The sequence below is a fragment of the Anoxybacillus amylolyticus genome (assembly GCF_001634285.1).
Taxonomy (GTDB): Bacteria; Bacillota; Bacilli; order Bacillales; family Anoxybacillaceae; genus Anoxybacteroides; species Anoxybacteroides amylolyticum.
Window position 1 is genome coordinate 241,316 of sequence record NZ_CP015438.1, and the last position, 17,250, is coordinate 258,565.

Sequence of the window (17,250 nt, forward strand, 5' to 3'; positions counted from 1 at the left end):
GGTCAGTAAACCTGAATGTTTAAAACGTGGTAGAGAGCGGAGATTCATACGTAGTCAAGGGATTACAGAAAGGATAATTAAAAAATGCAAAAGAAGCGACAGCATAGGCAACCACAAAAACGGTCAACATGCCTAATTTGCAATGATTCTTTGCATGGTAAGCAAATTTTCCTTTGTAAAAAGGATTCTTGTCATATGTTTTGGAACAGGGCATACGCTATTTGGAACTCCGCTGACCGTGCAAAGGTTTGCCACACCTGTTTCCCTTCGATTGAAGCCTTTGCAATATACCTAAAACAGGAGTGGGATCGAGTCGGTGGGATCTGCGCATATACGGGCTATAAAATGCAATTGTCTGGTAGGGATAACGAAAACCTCCTTGTATGGAGTGTAGATAGAAAGGACCCAAAGGGGATTTATAGTAAAAAGAATATAGCCCTGTGCTTGAACTTTATCAACAGAATGAAAAATATCCTCGGTGAAAATGAATTAGTAGATGTTTGTACGCAAATTATACGCCATATATATGAGACCAAACTTGGATTGGGTACACCACAAGAAATCGGTAATCGACTTGCTGAGCATCTTACCCAGCCACATGCTGGTGATGCCCCACCAGCAAGCATCTATCAACTATGGTTGGATGACTCCACAAATCCACCAATTATTAAAAAATATGACGAGGACCAAGGTTGCTGGGTGACTGTGAAATAACACGAATTATTCCGGATATAAACTGTTTGGCCCACATTTATGAACTAGGTTGCCCATATCTTGCCCATATGCTACTTAAAACTGACCGTGATAATCGGTGAACAATAGTGACAAAAACCTTGATATATCAAGGTTTTTGTCACTTACTGCTCCTAGCCTTTGGAATTCCTAAACCGCGTCTACTGGAACGAGAGAGTTTAATACTGGTAAACGTCAAATAACCCCCACCTGTTGATCCGATGAGGGCTTCGATAAAATAGGTTACGATTGAGTTGTTCGACATACAAGCGGTAACGTTGGAGACCAAGGCAGCAGATTGTCCAGCGCTTCCGTATCTTTCGGATCCACAAGCTGCGGAAGCTGCTCAAACAGATACTTCAAGTATTGGAACGGATTCAGTCCGTTCTCTTTCGCGGTCTCAATCATGCTGTAGATCGTCGCGCTGGCCTTTGCTCCGCGAGGCGTGTTGGCAAACAGCCAGTTCTTTCGTCCAATCACAAATGGCTTGATCGACCTTTCGCTGCGGTTGTTGTCGATCTCCAGACGACCATCCTGCAGGAAAGCCGTCAGTTTGTCCCATTGGTTCAAGCTGTACGCAATCGCCTGTCCGAGCAGACTTTTTGGCAGCGTTCGGGGCCGTTGCTTTTGAAGCCATGCTAAATAAGCCTCCAAGATGGGCTTGCTTCGCTCCATTCGGACGGCATAGCGTTCTTCCGGCGACGCGTCCCTAAGCCCTCGCTCAATCGCAAAGAGCTGGTTGCAAAACTCCAGTCCCTGTCGGGCCGCCGTTTCGGTTTTCGGTTGTCCGGCAGGCATCGCCTTCAGCGCCTCGTCGAACTTGCGGCGCGCATGCGCCCAGCATCCAACGAGGGTCACGCCCTGCACCTTATGGTAACCGGAATACCCGTCAACGTGCAGGTAGCCGCGAAATCCCGAAAGAAAGTTTCGCGGATGCTCCCCGTTTCGCGTCGGCTTGTAGTCGTACAGGACGATCGGCGGGCCCATGCGCCCGGTCCGATACAGCCACAAGTACGATTGCGTCTCGGCTGATTTGCCCGGCTCGCGCAGCACCTGCAGCGTCGTCTCATCTGCATGCAGAATGTCCTGCTTCAGCAGATGCTCACGCATGCGATCCGTTAGCAGCGACAGCCACTCGGCGCCGTACATCATCCAGTTGGCCAACGTCTGCCGGGAAATCGAAAGTCCCAGACGGGAAAATTGCTGCTCCTGCCGGTACAGCGGCTGGCTGTCCACATACTTCTGTGTCATCACATACGCCATACTCGAAGGAGAAGCGAGGCTGCCCGGATAGATGGGATTTGGCATCGGGGCCGTTACGATCGGCGTACGGATCTCCTCGCGCTCGCAGCGGCGGCAAGCATATACCTTGCGCACATGCTGCACCACTTTCACCTGCGCTGGAATAATCGCAATTTCATGACGCGTCTCGGAGCTCATTTCATGAAGGGGGTTGCCACAGCACGAGCAGACCCGTTCGTCTTCGTTCAACTCATACGTCACCGTCTCCACTGGCAGATGGTCCAGTTTGGCTGTGCGTGGACCGGCTGGTTTCCGGCGCTCGTACGTAATTTTCTCCATGGGCGGCTCTTCGCCTTTCGGCGTGGCAAGGACTTCTGCTTCGTTGAACAGATCCAACTCCAACTGGTTCGGATCCGTCTTCTCGCTGGAGGCGCCGAAGCGCTTTTTTTGCGCGAGGCGGAACTGTTCTTCGTACCATTTGAGTTTGGCCGACAGTTCGGCAACCTGCTGTTCCAGCCTGGCAACCTGAGCCTCATATTCTTCCGTTGTAAGGGTAGGGGTGAGAGCGTTCGTTTTCTTTTCCATACCGATTCATTTCTACACCGATCCCCGGATTCCTTGTGGTCAATGGGCTGACAGGGTGAATTGTTTCAAATGACATACTTTGCCCGAACGGCAGGATGCGCCTGCTGTTGTTCCAGCGACAGGCCGTCCAGTAGCCATCGTAATTCGCGGCCGCTCATCTCAAGCGGCCGTGCGGATGGAGCCATCGGCCACGGAAACCTCCCGCGCTCCAATCGGCGGTAGAAGAGCCAGAAGCCGTTGTGGTCCCAGAACAGAATCTTTACTTTGTCCCGTTGCCGGTTGCAGAAGACAAACAGCGCGGGAGAGAACGGATCCAGCTCGAATCCTTCCTGCACCAGGGCGGCCAACCCGTCGATCGATTTGCGGAGATCGGTGCTGCCGCAGGCAAGATAGACGCGGATCGAATTCGGAATGCTTAGCATAAGGGCATCAAGGTCTGAACAACCTGACGGAGAAGTTGGGGATCAAAACCGTTTGCGACCTCGATGGATACCTGGCCGATCCGAATGACAACCCCTGGATCCGGGTTCTGGTTTTCAGGGGAGGATGTCACGGTCACTGGTACCCAACCCATGGTAGAAGCATTTGTCCGACTCGAATCGGATAGCCGTTTCAAACGATTCAGCCAATATTTCAATTGATGAATGGAAATGCCTTGCGCCTCGCACCATGCGGCCATCGTAAGTCCGCTGGTTCGGTACTCTTCCACGCGAGAAGTCCATTCCCGGATCCGTTGCTCACGATCCATGAGATCTTGACCTCCTTTTTCATGTGCTTGAGGCCATTGTCTCATGAATGATGAATCGGATACAGGTGGGTTTTATTTGACGCTTACGTTTTATCAGCTACGATGGGGTTCGGTATGGAGTACCCTGGATGTATAGCGGCCGGGATGTCGATGTGCGGGATCTCAACGGAAGGATTGAGATCCTTGTAAACGGGGTTCCGATTGCCATACACAAGAAGGTGCAACGATCCCGAGCGGTTATCCTGTGTCCAGGCCAGTATACGGGTCTTACGACCGCAAACGGACACGCCCATTCCCGTCCACAAGCCAGACAAATTGCAGCGGACGATGTGGAAATCCGTTCGCTGGATGTGTATGAACGACTCGTGGAGGTGGGAGTGTCAACGCCGGATTTGTTTTGACCCGTTTCGCCGGGTTAGTTTTGACCCACCCAGCGACGTTGAATCAGGATGTCATGACTGTCTCTCGTGGGGAGCCGTATACGCCAGCCCGGATCTTCTCTCGCAGTCTGTAGCTCTGCCCACGGATGTTTACAATGTGTCCGTGGTGAAGTAGTCGGTCGAGGACTGCGGAAGCGAGAACAGGATCTCCAAACAGTTCTCCCCACTCGGCAAAGCTCTTGTTGCTCGTCAAAATAATGCTTCCATGTTCGTATCGAGTACTCACCAGTTGGAAGAATAGATTTGCTTCTTCTCGTCCAAAGGGCCAATACCCTACCTCGTCAATCAGGAGCAGCTTCGGGCGCAGGTATTTGCGCATCCGAATGTCGAGTTTGTTTTCCGCATGCGCCCTCCGTAGGTCTTCCAGCAGTTCTGTCACAGTTACGAAATAGGCGGAGTAACCTTCTTTCAATGCCCGCATGGCCAATGCTACTGCCAGGTGGCTTTTTCCCACACCTGGGGGCCCCAAAAACACAATGTTGAATGCTTCACGGATAAACCCGAGCGTGGCAAATTCGTCGATGACCCGTTTATCGACACTTGGCTGAAAGGAAAAATCAAATTCCTCCAAGGTCTTTTGGTAGGGAAGACGGGCTCTCTGCACCTGTGTCTGTATATGACGCTGTCGTCGGTGCGAAATTTCCTCCTGCAACAGTTCGGCAAGAAACGCCACGTAGGTGAATTCTTTCTGTGAAGCCGTCTGTAAACGGGATTCCAGGATTTCTGCCGCCGTGTGCAGTTTCAGCTCTGTCAATTGTGACCGTACTTTCTCAAGTTCTAGCATACGCTCGCCTCCGCCAATTGCTCGTACACCTGGAGTGAGCGTTTTTCGACGTCAGATTCCGCAACACGCACGGCAATGGCCTTCGGAGCCACTCTACCCTGAGAGGCGGATAAACCCTCGTATTGACCTTTCAGCCGTACTAGTCCACCCCAACGGTCAGATTTGTCGTGAATGGCGATACATACACCTTCAGACCAGATTTCGATTTTCGCCCCAACTTGACGAACCGTAACAACACGTCCGCTGTAACGCCAGGGAACTCCATATCGGACGCCGTCCCAACTCACGAATCCGTCCATCGAGACTTTGCGCTCCTCACGAAGAAACTTCTTTAGCCGGTCAGGCGTTGGAAGAGGTTTCAATTCCTCGTCATTCATACGGTCACATGGTCGCTCTCCGGTTGTACCGTGAATGCGGCGGTCCTGTTCTTGACACCATGCCATCGCTTGACGATTGAGATCTGCCATGCCAGTGAACCGCCGACCAGGCCAGAAGTTGTCCTTGACGAAGGCCACACCACGCTCGACCTTGCCCTTTGTCTTAGGTGTACGAACCTTGCAAAGTTTTGGTGTCAAGCCCACTGTGAGTACAAAATCTTCAAACAACGGATGCCATTTGGGGGTTCCGTCGTCATTCCGACCAATAACGACCGTCTTCATGTGATCCGTCAAAGCGAACCTAGGCACACCGCCAAAGTGCTCGAGGGCGTGGATGAAGCAGCGCAGAAAACTGTAGATATCGCAGCGCCGGGTGAATTCGACGTACATGGCACGGGAGTACCCGAGAACCATGACGAATACCGCAACTTTGTGCCTGCGGCCGTTTTCATCCACCTCCTCGCAGAATCCCCAGTCAATTTGGGCTTGTTGTCCGGGTTTTGTTTCATACCGGATCTTTGCCTGCGGTTGTCGTGGCGGCCGATGTGGTCGGACGTACTCCTTGATTTGCGTCACACCGCCGGTATAGCCCATTTTCTCGAGACGCTGTTTCATCGCTACACAGTTAAACAAGCCTTCGCTCATCCACTGTTGGATTTGAGGAATAAACGGATCCAGCTTCTTTGCCCGTTTTGGACGGGCTTTGCTCCCCACTGGGTGGCCATCCCGCAGGTACTTTTTGACCGTGTTCTTGGAATGGCCAGTTTCTCGAGCAATGGTACGCCAACCCTTCCCTTCTGCCTGCAAACCTTGTAATCTTAACACAGACCCACCTCGTAACATTTGGATTTCCCCCTTCGACAACATTCGCACGTTATCGATGGGAGATATTCAACGCAGGTGGGTCAATTTCATTCCGGCGTTACTGGGTCAATTTTAACCCGGCGGTCACAGGAGCATGATGGAATTGGACCAAGCGCGCCAGCGGCTACAAGAACTGGGCCTCGAACGAGCAGCTCATATGTTGGATGCAGAGCTGGAAACCGCAATTCATGCCCAAAGTCCCTACCTTACGTTTTTAAATCGGCTCTTGGATGTCGAAATCTCCGAACGACAAAGGCGGAATCTGGAAGTCAGGACCAAGCTGGCGCATCTTCCGTACCGAAAAACACTTGATGAGTTTGACTTTTCCTTTCAGCCCAGTGTCGATGAACGTCTGATCCGTGAATTGGGTACCATGGCATTTGTGGCCCGACATGAAAACGTGTTGCTATTAGGCCCTCCCGGCGTCGGAAAAAGCCACTTGGCAGTGGCTCTCGCCATAAAAGCAATTGAACTTGGGATTTCCGTATACTTCGTAAGCCTGACCTATATGATCGAAGATCTTCGAAAGGCTTATATGGAGAACCGTCTGAACAAGCGGTTGCGAATCTACACAAGACCCAAAATTCTTGTGATTGACGAAATCGGGTATCATCCTCTTGATGAACTGGCAGCGAATCTCTTATTTCAGGTGATCTGTGCCCGATATGAACGTGGAAGCATTGTGTTGACCAGCAACAAAAGCATCAGTCAATGGGGTGAACTGCTTGGAGACGAAGTCTTGGCAACTGCGGTCGTAGACCGCCTCCTCCATCATTCTCACGTTATCAACATACGAGGAAACAGCTATCGCTTGAAAGAACGCATGCGGACAGGAATTGATCCAAGCCTGAATGCAATGAAAAAATAAAAAATCGCCGGGGTGGGTCAATTTTAAAACGGCCAAAATGGTTCAATTATAATCCGGCCTTGACACTAACGAATAAAATGAGTTGTCAAGGATCCTGCTATCACACCAATAATTACAGACAGAAGAAATGACTTAAATATCTTCATGCAGATAGCAACTATAATCCCTGCAACTATAACGGGAAATGATAATGAGATTTTACCGTTTTTAATATAGAACAACTGAGACGCTACGAGTGCGGATATTGCTCCAGCTGGAACATAGTTTAAATACATTTGTACTCTACTATTTACTTGTCTCCCAATTAACGCTTCAATTCCCGCAATTCGGCTAATGTATGTTAAAATAGCCAATATTATTATTAATAACCAATTATTCCACATTGGACTTTCGACTCCTTAAATAGCATCCAACGAACGGAGAAATGAAACCTGCGAGTAAAATGACATAAGGCGACCCAGGTACAAAAATTTCATTTGCAATTGTAATTATTGCTCCTGTAAGTGCTGTTGCTATAATAGGTTTATCTTTTATTATTTGAGAAAGAATCGCAACGAAAGTCATGGGAAAGGCCAAATCCAGGCCTAAATCTTGGGTATTGATATGTCCTCCTATAATTGCACCGATAAATGATGTAGCCACCCAAGTTAAGTAAAAAACAATAGTAATTATTCCAAAATACAATGGATCGGGGCCAAAAGATTGAAATCGAGCAGTTCCTAATACAAAAGGCTCATCCGATACTCCAAAAGCTAACAGCCATCTCCATTTTTTTGCCGTGCTAATTCCTGAAGCTAATGTTGCACCATATAACAAGTTTCGTAAATTTAGCAAAACTGCGGTTCCAATAATACTAACTAAACCAGCACCGGCAGTATGCATTGCAATCGATATCATTTGCACCGAACCTGAAAAAACCAACGCTGACATTGCGACTGTACCTAATACACCGAATCCAGCATGAATACCAAGTACTCCATAAGGTATTCCATATGTAGCAATACCAATTGCAAGAGGGAACGCATCACGGATCCCCTGTCGTATCGTATTATGTAATAAGATATTTTTATTGATTACTAAGTCGTTGCTTTTCATTCAAAACTCCTCTTTCTTTGATTTTTACTATCTCTTAATGAAACATGTTCCAGGATTTTTTCATCAAAACTTTTATTTTCGCCAATTCCAGCTCCCACAAAAAACAATGTACTTTCGCTTACTCCATCAATTCCAAGAAATGAATCCACTTCTCTATCATGAAAAGCACCGGTTAGCCAAGACTGGTATCCTAAACTTGTTGCACAAAGTTGGAATGTTTGTGATACGTGCCCAATATCAAGTAACACATTCCTATACGCACGAGAATGACGATATTTCCACCAAGCCTTATCAAATCTAGCAGTTATAAAAATTCCCACAGATAACCCACGAGCATAATATTGGTGATACAGTAATTCAATTAGCCTATCCTCTGATATTTCTTCTGTAAGAAGTGTAAGTTTATGGTCCATACGATAATGGTAAACTCCTGGATTTAGTCCATCAACACGAAGCGCTAATACATAAGCTTCTTCTGGATGTAATCCTCCTCCCGATGGACTTGATTTCCGTATCCCTGTTGTAAGAAGTCCGTTTTCATTTAAATCCGACCAATCACCGTGAATTGGTCCAAACGTCATGTATAGCAACGTTGATAAAGTATTTAGTGGCATGACACCCCCATTAAATACGCGGGAGGTTTTTCTATCCTTTAACGTCGATAATAATGTCTTGTTATTAAAAAGCGAATAGTCAGGATCTGGTAAATCAATGATATGACCTTGACGCTTAGTGAATAAATCAGGTTGTTCATTAATAATAGATTCACAGTATTCTAGATATTCTTCTACCCATGTATCGTAATCTGGGTTTTCGACTTTAGTAATCGGTATATTTTGTGTTCCTTTATGAAAAATATGAGAAAGTACATCCCATCCCCAATCATCAATAATTGGAGGTTCTAATTGAACTATATTTGCTTCAATCAAATCTTTATCGATTGAACTATCATCGACTCTTTCACCATTATTCAATTCCAATAAACGTTTTACATATCTAGGTTCTAAAGCAAATTGTTGATGATTGAAATAGTCCCAAACAATTACTTCCCCGTTTCTAAATAACATAAAAATATATGGATTAATATAAGCCATAATAAAACTCCTTATATATTTAGTTAATTCAATGAAATTTTGGTGGCATCTCAATAATGGGATGCCACCGTTTAAATTACTTACGTACGATTACAGGGAGCAGAGCGCAGAAATTTTTGCTTTCAAGCTGAATTTTTTTCACAACAATCCCCTCCTATCTTTACAAAGATTAATCCGCGGACAACTATATTATATATATAATTTCACAATCATGGTACATTTTATAAGTAAAAATATTTCGACAATTTCCTCCATTAACGCTTTAGTGTGTTGATTGAGTTTGATTATATTGGAAACAATTTATACAGTCAATACAAATAAGAATAATCGGGTATGTACCATTAAAAACGGGTTAGACTCTCTAGCCTGAAATATAATGTTTTTGATTGGATCCTGTTTCCTATGCTAACAAGCAATGTGGTTAAAGAAGTGATATGGGTGATTATCAGTACAAACGTACATTTTTATCCATGACAAGCGCCTTTCTTTGGATCGATGTACATTATCCATATAATCCGTAAATGCACTATTCATATCACCACTCTCACCCATATATGCATTACCCGGATCCATTTCCTATCATCAGGATTACTAACTACGAAAAACCATTTGCTTTCCTACCGGAACCCTGGCAGTATGCTGACAAAACACCCTCTATCTCACATAGCAGAGGGAATTTGTCTGCAATCCTAGTGGGTAATAAAAAATAAGAGCCATTTATCTCTGGCTCTTAAAGTACGCTTATTATATGAATGGTCTTCTAAAGAAAAAGGGTCTTCTGAAGAAAAAACAGTTGTGTCCGTATAATTGTGTAAAATTCATCTTTTAAAAATAGAAGAGCCATTTCTATTTCTCCTCGGTTAGAATGTAGTTGACGAGACAACATTCGGAAAGGAGGTAAACGTCAAATAACCCCCACCTGTTGATCCGATGAGGGCTTCGATAAAATAGGTTACGATTGAGTTGTTCGACATACAAGCGGTAACGTTGGAGACCAAGGCAGCAGATTGTCCAGCGCTTCCGTATCTTTTGGATCTGCAAGCTGCGGAAGCTGCTCAAACAGATACTTCAAGTATTGGAACGGATTCAGTCCGTTCTCTTTCGCGGTCTCAATCACGCTGTAGATCGTCGCGCTGGCCTGTGCTCCGCGAGGCGAGTTGGCAAACAGCCAGTTCTTTCGTCCAATCACAAATGGCTTGATCGACCTTTCGCTGCGGTTGTTGTCGATCTCCAGACGACCATCCTGCAGGAAAGCCGTCAGTTTGTCCCATTGGTTCAAGCTGTACGCAATCGCCTGTCCGAGCAGACTTTTTGGCAGCGTTCGGGGCCGTTGCTTTTGAAGCCATGCCAAATAGGCCTCCAAGATGGGCTTGCTTCGCTCCATTCGGACGGCATAGCGTTCTTCCGGCGACGCGTCCCTAAGCCCTCGCTCAATCGCAAAGAGCTGGTTGCAAAACTCCAGTCCCTGTCGGGCCGCCGTTTCGGTTTTCGGTTGTCCGGCAGGCATCGCCTTCAGCGCCTCGTCGAACTTGCGGCGCGCATGCGCCCAGCATCCAACGAGGGTCACGCCCTGCACCTTATGGTAACCGGAATACCCGTCAACGTGCAGGTAGCCGCGAAATCCCGAAAGAAAGTTTCGCGGATGCTCCCCGTTTCGCGTCGGCTTGTAGTCGTACAGGACGATCGGCGGGCCCATGCGCCCGGTCCGATACAGCCACAAGTACGATTGCGTCTCGGCTGATTTGCCCGGCTCGCGCAGCACCTGCAGCGTCGTCTCATCTGCATGCAGAATGTCCTGCTTCAGCAGATGCTCACGCATGCGATCCGTTAGCAGCGACAGCCACTCGGCGCCGTACATCATCCAGTTGGCCAACGTCTGCCGGGAAATCGAAAGTCCCAGACGGGAAAATTGCTGCTCCTGCCGGTACAGCGGCTGGCTGTCCACATACTTCTGTGTCATCACATACGCCATACTCGAAGGAGAAGCGAGGCTGCCCGGATAGATGGGATTTGGCATCGGGGCCGTTACGATCGGCGTACGGATCTCCTCGCGCTCGCAGCGGCGGCAAGCATATACCTTGCGCACATGCTGCACCACTTTCACCTGCGCTGGAATAATCGCAATTTCATGACGCGTCTCGGAGCTCATTTCATGAAGGGGGTTGCCACAGCACGAGCAGACCCGTTCGTCTTCGTTCAACTCATACGTCACCGTCTCCACTGGCAGATGGTCCAGTTTGGCTGTGCGTGGACCGGCTGGTTTCCGGCGCTCGTACGTAATTTTCTCCATGGGCGGCTCTTCGCCTTTCGGCGTGGCAAGGACTTCTGCTTCGTTGAACAGATCCAACTCCAACTGGTTCGGATCCGTCTTCTCGCTGGAGGCGCCGAAGCGCTTTTTTTGCGCGAGGCGGAACTGTTCTTCGTACCATTTGAGTTTGGCCGACAGTTCGGCAACCTGCTGTTCCAGCCTGGCAACCTGAGCCTCATATTCTTCCGTTGTAAGGGTAGGGGTGAGAGCGTTCGTTTTCTTTTCCATACCGATTCATTTCTACACCGATCCCCGGATTCCTTGTGGTCAATGGGCTGACAGGGTGAATTGTTTCAAATGACATACTTTGCCCGAACGGCAGGATGCGCCTGCTGTTGTTCCAGCGACAGGCCGTCCAGTAGCCATCGTAATTCGCGGCCGCTCATCTCAAGCGGCCGTGCGGATGGAGCCATCGGCCACGGAAACCTCCCGCGCTCCAATCGGCGGTAGAAGAGCCAGAAGCCGTTGTGGTCCCAGAACAGAATCTTTACTTTGTCCCGTTGCCGGTTGCAGAAGACAAACAGCGCGGGAGAGAACGGATCCAGCTCGAATCCTTCCTGCACCAGGGCGGCCAACCCGTCGATCGATTTGCGGAGATCGGTGCTGCCGCAGGCAAGATAGACGCGGATCGAATTCGGAATGCTTAGCATAAGGGCATCAAGGTCTGAACAACCTGACGGAGAAGTTGGGGATCAAAACCGTTTGCGACCTCGATGGATACCTGGCCGATCCGAATGACAACCCCTGGATCCGGGTTCTGGTTTTCAGGGGAGGATGTCACGGTCACTGGTACCCAACCCATGGTAGAAGCATTTGTCCGACTCGAATCGGATAGCCGTTTCAAACGATTCAGCCAATATTTCAATTGATGAATGGAAATGCCTTGCGCCTCGCACCATGCGGCCATCGTAAGTCCGCTGGTTCGGTACTCTTCCACGCGAGAAGTCCATTCCCGGATCCGTTGCTCACGATCCATGAGATCTTGACCTCCTTTTTCATGTGCTTGAGGCCATTGTCTCATGAATGATGAATCGGATACAGGTGGGTTTTATTTGACGCTTACTAATACTGGTCTTGTAACATCATTTTACCCTATCAACTGGTACGGTGAACCGTATCATAAATAACTCTTCCCTTTCGTGCTTTTTTAAATCGAATCAGGGAAAGTATTGTACATTTTCCGCTAAATTTTTTATAATTATTAATAGAATAACCATTTTTATGAAAGAACATCTTTCCTAAATAAGGATTAAGGTGTTCTTTTTCGTGGAAAAAATTGATTTCACATGAAATGGAGGGGTTTCTGATGAAGAAATGTGCCATTGTTTATTGTGAAAATCAATTTGGCTCCATGGATGGAAAAACTGCCAATGGTTTAGTTCGCAATTCTGGGCTGTATGAGATTGCGGCGGTCATCGACAGCACGAAAGCCGGACAAGACGCAGGTGAAGTATTAGACAAAAAACGAAACGGCATCCCGATTTGCAAAGACCTTCAAGAAGCGATTACCTCTGCGAAAGAAAAAACGAACTACTTTATCCTTGGAATTGCTCCCGCAAACGCTTTTCTCAAACAAGAAGAACGGCAAGTAGTAATAGATGCAATAGAAGCAGGAATGCATATTATTAATCCGCTACAAGAATTTTTGACAGAAGATGAAGAAATCATGGCAATTGCTAAACGTTGCGACGTAGAAATTCGGGATATTCGCAAACCGCGGCCGAAAAAGGAATGGACGTTATTTACTGGCCGTATTTTGCAAGTAAAGGTGCCAGTCGTTGCTGTGCTAGGTACCGATGGAGCGTGCGGCAAACGGACGACTGCAATGATCGTGGACAAAGGGCTGCAAGCGCGCGGCTACCGCACGGCTTTTATTGCTACTGGACAAACAGGACTCATTCAAGGCGCTTCTTACGGTTTCGCCATGGACGCGTTTCCGCTCCAATATATGATTGGAGAATTGGAACGAGAAATTGTCCGAGCATACGAAACCGAGCAGCCGGACATTATTATCGTCGAAGGACAAGGAGCATTAAGCCATCCTGCGTACGTCAGCTCATGTGGCATTTTAAAAGGAGCAAGGCCGCAGGCAGTAATTTTGCAACATCCGCCAAAGCGAAAAGTACTTGGCGATTTCCCGTTCATGAAAATGCCGTCCGTTCAAAGCGAAATCGAGTTGATTGAACATTTCGGACAAACAAAAGTCGTCGCAATTACGTTAAACCACGAAGGAATGACCGATGACGAACTACAACAAACAATTATAGAATATGAACAAACGTTCCACATGCCAGTGACAGATGTTTTAAAAATGGGACCAGACAAAGTAATTGATCGTCTTATCGACTACTTCCCGTCATTACAAAAGAAACGTTCGTCAGGGGTGGCCGTATGAGAACAGTGCTCACTCCAAGGGTGGAAATTGACTTGCACAAAATTCTTCATAATGCTAGCGTGCTAAAAAAATTATATGAAGAAAAAGGGATTCGAGTGACAGCGGTCGTCAAAGGAGTAGGCGCTAGTATCGAGATTGCGAAAACGCTTGTAGAGAGCGGGATTACGAGCTTAGCCGATACAAAAATTTCCCGCCTCCGACGATTAAAAACGGCGCGTTTGAATGCGACGCTCATGTTGCTAAGGACGCCAGCATTAAGCGAAGTAGCGTCAGTCGTTCAAGTTGCCGACATTAGTATGAACACAGAACTAGACGTGATTCGTGCATTGGCAAACGAAGCAGTAAAGCAACAAAAGAAACATTCGATTATTTTAATGATCGAAATGGGTGACTTGCGCGAAGGGATTATGCCAGAAGATTTGCCAGCGGTTATCGAAGAAGTGTTAAAGTTACCAAACATTCAGCTTGTCGGTCTTGGCACGAATTTCGCTTGCTTTGGCGGCGTGATTCCGACTGAGCAAAAAATGCGTGAATTTTCTTCGCTCGTTAAACAAGTCCAAAAGCAATTTTCGTTATTTCTCCCGTACGTTTCAGGAGGAAACTCTGCTAATTACTATTGGGTGAAACAAACAAAAGATGCCGGAATGGTAAACCATATTCGCCTTGGCGAATCGATTTTTTTAGGGCGGGAAACAGTGAACGGCACCCCGATTCCCGAGCTATATCAAGATGCGTTTTGCTTAGTAGCGGAAGTGATTGAAGCAAAATCGAAGCCATCTGTTCCATTTGGGGAGCGAGGGCGAAACGCGTTTGGCGAATCGATTACGTTTGGCGACCGTGGACTTATCCGGCGTGCCATCGTTGGAATTGGGCGACAAGATGTCTTCGTTCCAGGGTTAACACCGGTATTGCCGATAGACATCCTTGGGGCAAGCAGCGACCATATTATTCTTGATACGAAAAATGTCGAGATAAAGATCGGGGATGAAGTAAAATTCACCCTCGATTACGGTGCGCTTATTTCGGTTATGACATCTCCTTATGTTTATAAAAAATATTTGCCTGAACGAAGCCACTATTCCAAAAGTCGAACGTCGGCATAAGATAGGTATCGCTTTTCTGCTTTAGGTGAATCGGAGGCAGAGAAGCGATTTTTGTTGAAAATTAGTACGTAATAATAATACCTGGTAGTAAAAAAAGATTGACAGGACAAGATGAGAGATGGTAGGATAAAGCATAAGTAATAATAACCGCATAAATGGTCTTTTCAGAATATTACGACTTATTTTGCGGTAAATGTGTAGTGCCTTTTGTTCATTTTCTCTGGCAGAAGGTTCAATTTGAAAGGAGTCGTTAAATGAAAGAATTTCATTCGTTTGGCTGGTATGCGGCAAGAATTTCCCCGCATTTGCCAAAAAAAGCATTTCAACCCGTCCCTTCTCGTCTTTTCGGTGGTCTAGCGTATTTTCTCATCGCGTTGAGCGGTATCCTCGCTATTTCTTTACTTGATCTTCATCCAATATGGAAGACGCTTATTTCTGTTGTATTAGGTTTTAGTTTTGCTGCTTTAGGGTTTTTGGGGCATGAAATTTTGCACGGTACCGTCGTGCGAACGCCGTGGTTGCGCGATTTCCTTGGCGCCGTTGCTTTTTGGCCGCTATGTACCGGACCAAAACTATGGAGAAAGTGGCATAATGTCACACACCACGCTCATACACAAGACGAGGAGAAAGACCCTGACGCATGGCCTGCAGTTGAAAAGTTAGCAAAAAGTCGTTTATTGCGCTGGGTGTATAACATTCCGTTTACGATTCGGGCATTTTTTGCCTTTAGCTCGTTAGCGATTACGTTTACCCTTCATTCGACGAGAATGCTGTTTTATTTTCTTAAAGATTTTCAACCGAGAAATCGCAGTATTGTGTTCTTTCAGTTTTTGTTGCCTTGGGCAACATGGATCGGCTTATTGTTTGTTGTAGGATTTGCTAATTGGTTCTTTATCTTTTTATTGCCGCTATTGATTGCCAATTTTATCGTCATGAGCTATATTTCGACGAACCATCGCTTAAATCCATTAGTGCCCGTGAACGATCCGCTTGCCAATAGCTTATCGGTCACCGTGCCAAAGTGGGTCGATGTGCTCCATTTTAACTTTTCATACCATACCGAGCACCATCTATTTCCGAGCATGAGTTCAAAATATTACCCACTGGTAAAAGAACATATTAAGAAAATGTGGCCAGATCGTTATCATGAAATGCCGATGATTCAAGCGTTACGGGCGCTCTGGAAAACACCAAGACTGTATTATCAACAGACTGAACTAATTGAACCGCGCCAAGGAAACGTATACGGTTCTTTAGGATACGGGCTAGACCCTTCGCACATCGAATATCGCAAAATGGAGAACAAAAAACAAGTCCTTACGAAAAAAGTAGCTGGACAATTGAAAAAGTAAGGATTCGGATTGCTGGTTCTATTTGGAGCCAGCTTTTTGTTTGTCGCCGTCTTCCAAAAGTAATATGATGGAAATAACCAGATGCGAAGAAAGTGAGGAGAAAAAACGTGAAGATTGTCATTGCGCCGGATTCGTTTAAGGAAAGTTTGTCAGCATGGGAAGTCGCTAACGCCATCGAAAGAGGGTTTCGTCGTGTTTTTCAAGAGGCGGAGTATGTAAAAGTTCCGCTCGCAGACGGTGGAGAAGGAACGGTTCAAGCGCTTGTAGATGCGACAGGAGGAACGATTATCGAAAAGCAAGTTACCGGACCGTTAGGAGAAACAGTGTCTGCTTTTTTTGGCTTGCTTGGTGACGGCAAAACCGCGGTGATTGAGATGGCGGCCGCGTCAGGGTTGCATCTTGTCCCAAGGGAAAAACGAAATCCGCTCGTTACGACAACATGTGGAACAGGCGAGCTCATTCGTTCGGCGCTTGATTATGGTGTACAGCGTATCATCATCGGACTTGGCGGAAGTGCGACAAATGACGGTGGAGCAGGAATGGCACAAGCGCTTGGCGTAAAACTATTAGATGAGAACGGGGAAGAAATTGGATTTGGTGGTGGAAGTTTGTCGCGATTAGCGCAAATTGACGTGTCTCTGCTAGATCCACGGCTAAGACACGTAAAGATTGACGTCGCGTGCGACGTGACGAATCCGTTAACAGGGCCAACAGGAGCGTCGTTTGTTTTCGGGCCGCAAAAAGGTGCCACTTTCGAAATGGCGCGACAGCTAGATGACCATTTGCACCACTATGCTGACATCATCGCTAAAACGCTTGGGAAACAAGTCAATGTTCCTGGTGCTGGAGCGGCCGGAGGGCTCGGTGCAGGGTTATTGGCATTTTTGCCTGTCGAATTAAAACGAGGAATTGACATCGTATTAGAAGCGGTTCAATTCGCGGAAAAGTTAGCGAACGCGTCGCTTGTCGTGACAGGAGAAGGCCGAATTGACAGACAAACCGCTTATGGGAAAGTGCCAATTGGCGTCGCAAAAGTAGCGAAAACAAAAAACATTCCGGTCATCGCGTTGGCGGGGTCGCTAGCGGACGACAGCGACGTTGTTCTCGATTATGGAGTGGACGCCCTTTATACAATCGTTCCAGGTGTTGTGTCCCTTTCAGAAGCGATGGAAAAGGCTACGGACTACATAGAGCGTACCTCCCGTCACATTGCGGCGTCGCTTCGGATAGGAATGAACGTAGAGCGATCCCCTAAATAACAAG

General features: G+C 47.1%; 18 protein-coding genes. 7 read left to right on the plus strand and 11 right to left on the minus strand.

From position 1 onward, the window contains the following. Nucleotides 1-84: 84 nt before the first annotated feature. Nucleotides 85-714, plus strand: a complete 630-nt coding sequence (locus GFC30_RS01225) for a hypothetical protein (protein WP_066366153.1) — start codon at nt 85-87, stop codon at nt 712-714. 261 nt (nt 715-975) lie between these two features. Here GFC30_RS01225 and tnpC (GFC30_RS01230) read toward each other — a convergent pair whose 3' ends face one another. From tnpC (GFC30_RS01230) to tnpA (GFC30_RS01240), 3 genes are all read right to left on the minus strand, one after another. Further along, nucleotides 976-2,559, minus strand: coding sequence for an IS66 family transposase (gene tnpC, locus GFC30_RS01230; RefSeq protein ID WP_066322398.1), 1,584 nt, complete (start codon nt 2,557-2,559; stop codon nt 976-978). A 65-nt stretch (nt 2,560-2,624) separates the two neighbouring features. Further along, a complete protein-coding gene (gene tnpB, locus GFC30_RS16310; protein WP_066372650.1) occupies nt 2,625-2,981 on the minus strand; it encodes an IS66 family insertion sequence element accessory protein TnpB in 357 nt (118 codons plus the stop codon). Continuing rightward, on the minus strand, nt 2,975-3,307 hold the full coding sequence (gene tnpA / locus GFC30_RS01240) for an IS66 family insertion sequence element accessory protein TnpA (protein WP_066322404.1): 333 nt from the start codon (nt 3,305-3,307) through the stop codon (nt 2,975-2,977). Before tnpA (GFC30_RS01240) ends, tnpB (GFC30_RS16310) begins: the two co-directional genes overlap by 7 nt. A gap of 92 nt (nt 3,308-3,399) precedes the next feature. Between tnpA (GFC30_RS01240) and GFC30_RS17740 the strand changes: the two genes are divergently transcribed. After that, entirely contained in the window at nt 3,400-3,708 is a 309-nt protein-coding gene (locus GFC30_RS17740; RefSeq protein WP_409978506.1) for a Mu transposase domain-containing protein, read from the plus strand. A gap of 43 nt (nt 3,709-3,751) precedes the next feature. Here GFC30_RS17740 and istB (GFC30_RS01250) read toward each other — a convergent pair whose 3' ends face one another. Continuing rightward, the gene (gene istB, locus GFC30_RS01250) at nt 3,752-4,531 is read right to left on the minus strand and encodes an IS21-like element helper ATPase IstB (RefSeq protein WP_066322407.1); all 780 of its coding nucleotides are present in this window, start codon (nt 4,529-4,531) and stop codon (nt 3,752-3,754) included. Beyond that, a complete protein-coding gene (istA, locus tag GFC30_RS01255) occupies nt 4,525-5,751 on the minus strand; it encodes an IS21 family transposase (protein ID WP_066322409.1) in 1,227 nt (408 codons plus the stop codon). The genes istB (GFC30_RS01250) and istA overlap by 7 nt, the downstream gene beginning before the upstream one ends. Nucleotides 5,752-5,866: 115 nt before the next feature. Here istA and istB (GFC30_RS01260) point away from each other — a divergent pair, with 115 nt between their 5' ends. After that, nucleotides 5,867-6,640, plus strand: coding sequence for an IS21-like element helper ATPase IstB (istB, locus tag GFC30_RS01260; protein ID WP_066322411.1), 774 nt, complete (start codon nt 5,867-5,869; stop codon nt 6,638-6,640). Nucleotides 6,641-6,705: 65 nt separating this feature from the next. Here istB (GFC30_RS01260) and GFC30_RS01265 read toward each other — a convergent pair whose 3' ends face one another. The 6 genes from GFC30_RS01265 to tnpA (GFC30_RS01290) all read right to left on the minus strand — a co-directional run bounded on the left by GFC30_RS01265 (nt 6,706) and on the right by tnpA (GFC30_RS01290) (nt 12,113). Beyond that, nucleotides 6,706-7,023 (minus strand): AzlD domain-containing protein, encoded by a 318-nt coding sequence (locus tag GFC30_RS01265; RefSeq protein WP_066322412.1) that lies wholly within the window; start codon nt 7,021-7,023, stop codon nt 6,706-6,708. Continuing rightward, nucleotides 7,013-7,735 carry an AzlC family ABC transporter permease gene (locus tag GFC30_RS01270; protein ID WP_066322413.1) on the minus strand — a complete coding sequence of 241 codons (723 nt, stop codon included), beginning with the start codon at nt 7,733-7,735 and terminating at the stop codon, nt 7,013-7,015. Before GFC30_RS01270 ends, GFC30_RS01265 begins: the two co-directional genes overlap by 11 nt. After that, the gene (locus tag GFC30_RS01275) at nt 7,732-8,829 is read right to left on the minus strand and encodes a SagB family peptide dehydrogenase (RefSeq protein WP_066322416.1); all 1,098 of its coding nucleotides are present in this window, start codon (nt 8,827-8,829) and stop codon (nt 7,732-7,734) included. Before GFC30_RS01275 ends, GFC30_RS01270 begins: the two co-directional genes overlap by 4 nt. A gap of 952 nt (nt 8,830-9,781) precedes the next feature. After that, nucleotides 9,782-11,365, minus strand: a complete 1,584-nt coding sequence (gene tnpC / locus GFC30_RS01280) for an IS66 family transposase (RefSeq protein ID WP_066322418.1) — start codon at nt 11,363-11,365, stop codon at nt 9,782-9,784. Between the two features lie 65 nt (nt 11,366-11,430). Then, complete coding sequence (gene tnpB / locus GFC30_RS16315) at nt 11,431-11,787, minus strand: IS66 family insertion sequence element accessory protein TnpB (RefSeq protein ID WP_066372650.1); 357 nt, start codon at nt 11,785-11,787, stop codon at nt 11,431-11,433. Then, nucleotides 11,781-12,113 (minus strand): IS66 family insertion sequence element accessory protein TnpA, encoded by a 333-nt coding sequence (tnpA, locus tag GFC30_RS01290; protein WP_066322404.1) that lies wholly within the window; start codon nt 12,111-12,113, stop codon nt 11,781-11,783. The genes tnpB (GFC30_RS16315) and tnpA (GFC30_RS01290) overlap by 7 nt, the downstream gene beginning before the upstream one ends. A 330-nt stretch (nt 12,114-12,443) precedes the next feature. On the opposite strand from tnpA (GFC30_RS01290), the gene GFC30_RS01295 reads away from it, so the two are divergent. The 4 genes from GFC30_RS01295 (at nt 12,444) to GFC30_RS01310 (ending at nt 17,246) form a co-directional block, all read left to right on the plus strand. Next, a complete protein-coding gene (locus GFC30_RS01295; protein WP_066322419.1) occupies nt 12,444-13,532 on the plus strand; it encodes an N-acetyltransferase DgcN family protein in 1,089 nt (362 codons plus the stop codon). Continuing rightward, nucleotides 13,529-14,635 carry an alanine/ornithine racemase family PLP-dependent enzyme gene (locus GFC30_RS01300; protein WP_066322420.1) on the plus strand — a complete coding sequence of 369 codons (1,107 nt, stop codon included), beginning with the start codon at nt 13,529-13,531 and terminating at the stop codon, nt 14,633-14,635. The genes GFC30_RS01295 and GFC30_RS01300 overlap by 4 nt, the downstream gene beginning before the upstream one ends. Before the next feature lie 254 nt (nt 14,636-14,889). Beyond that, nucleotides 14,890-15,987, plus strand: a complete 1,098-nt coding sequence (desB, locus tag GFC30_RS01305; protein ID WP_066322421.1) for a Delta(10) desaturase DesB — start codon at nt 14,890-14,892, stop codon at nt 15,985-15,987. Between the two features lie 107 nt (nt 15,988-16,094). Continuing rightward, a complete protein-coding gene (locus tag GFC30_RS01310; protein WP_066322424.1) occupies nt 16,095-17,246 on the plus strand; it encodes a glycerate kinase in 1,152 nt (383 codons plus the stop codon). Nucleotides 17,247-17,250: the final 4 nt, after the last annotated feature.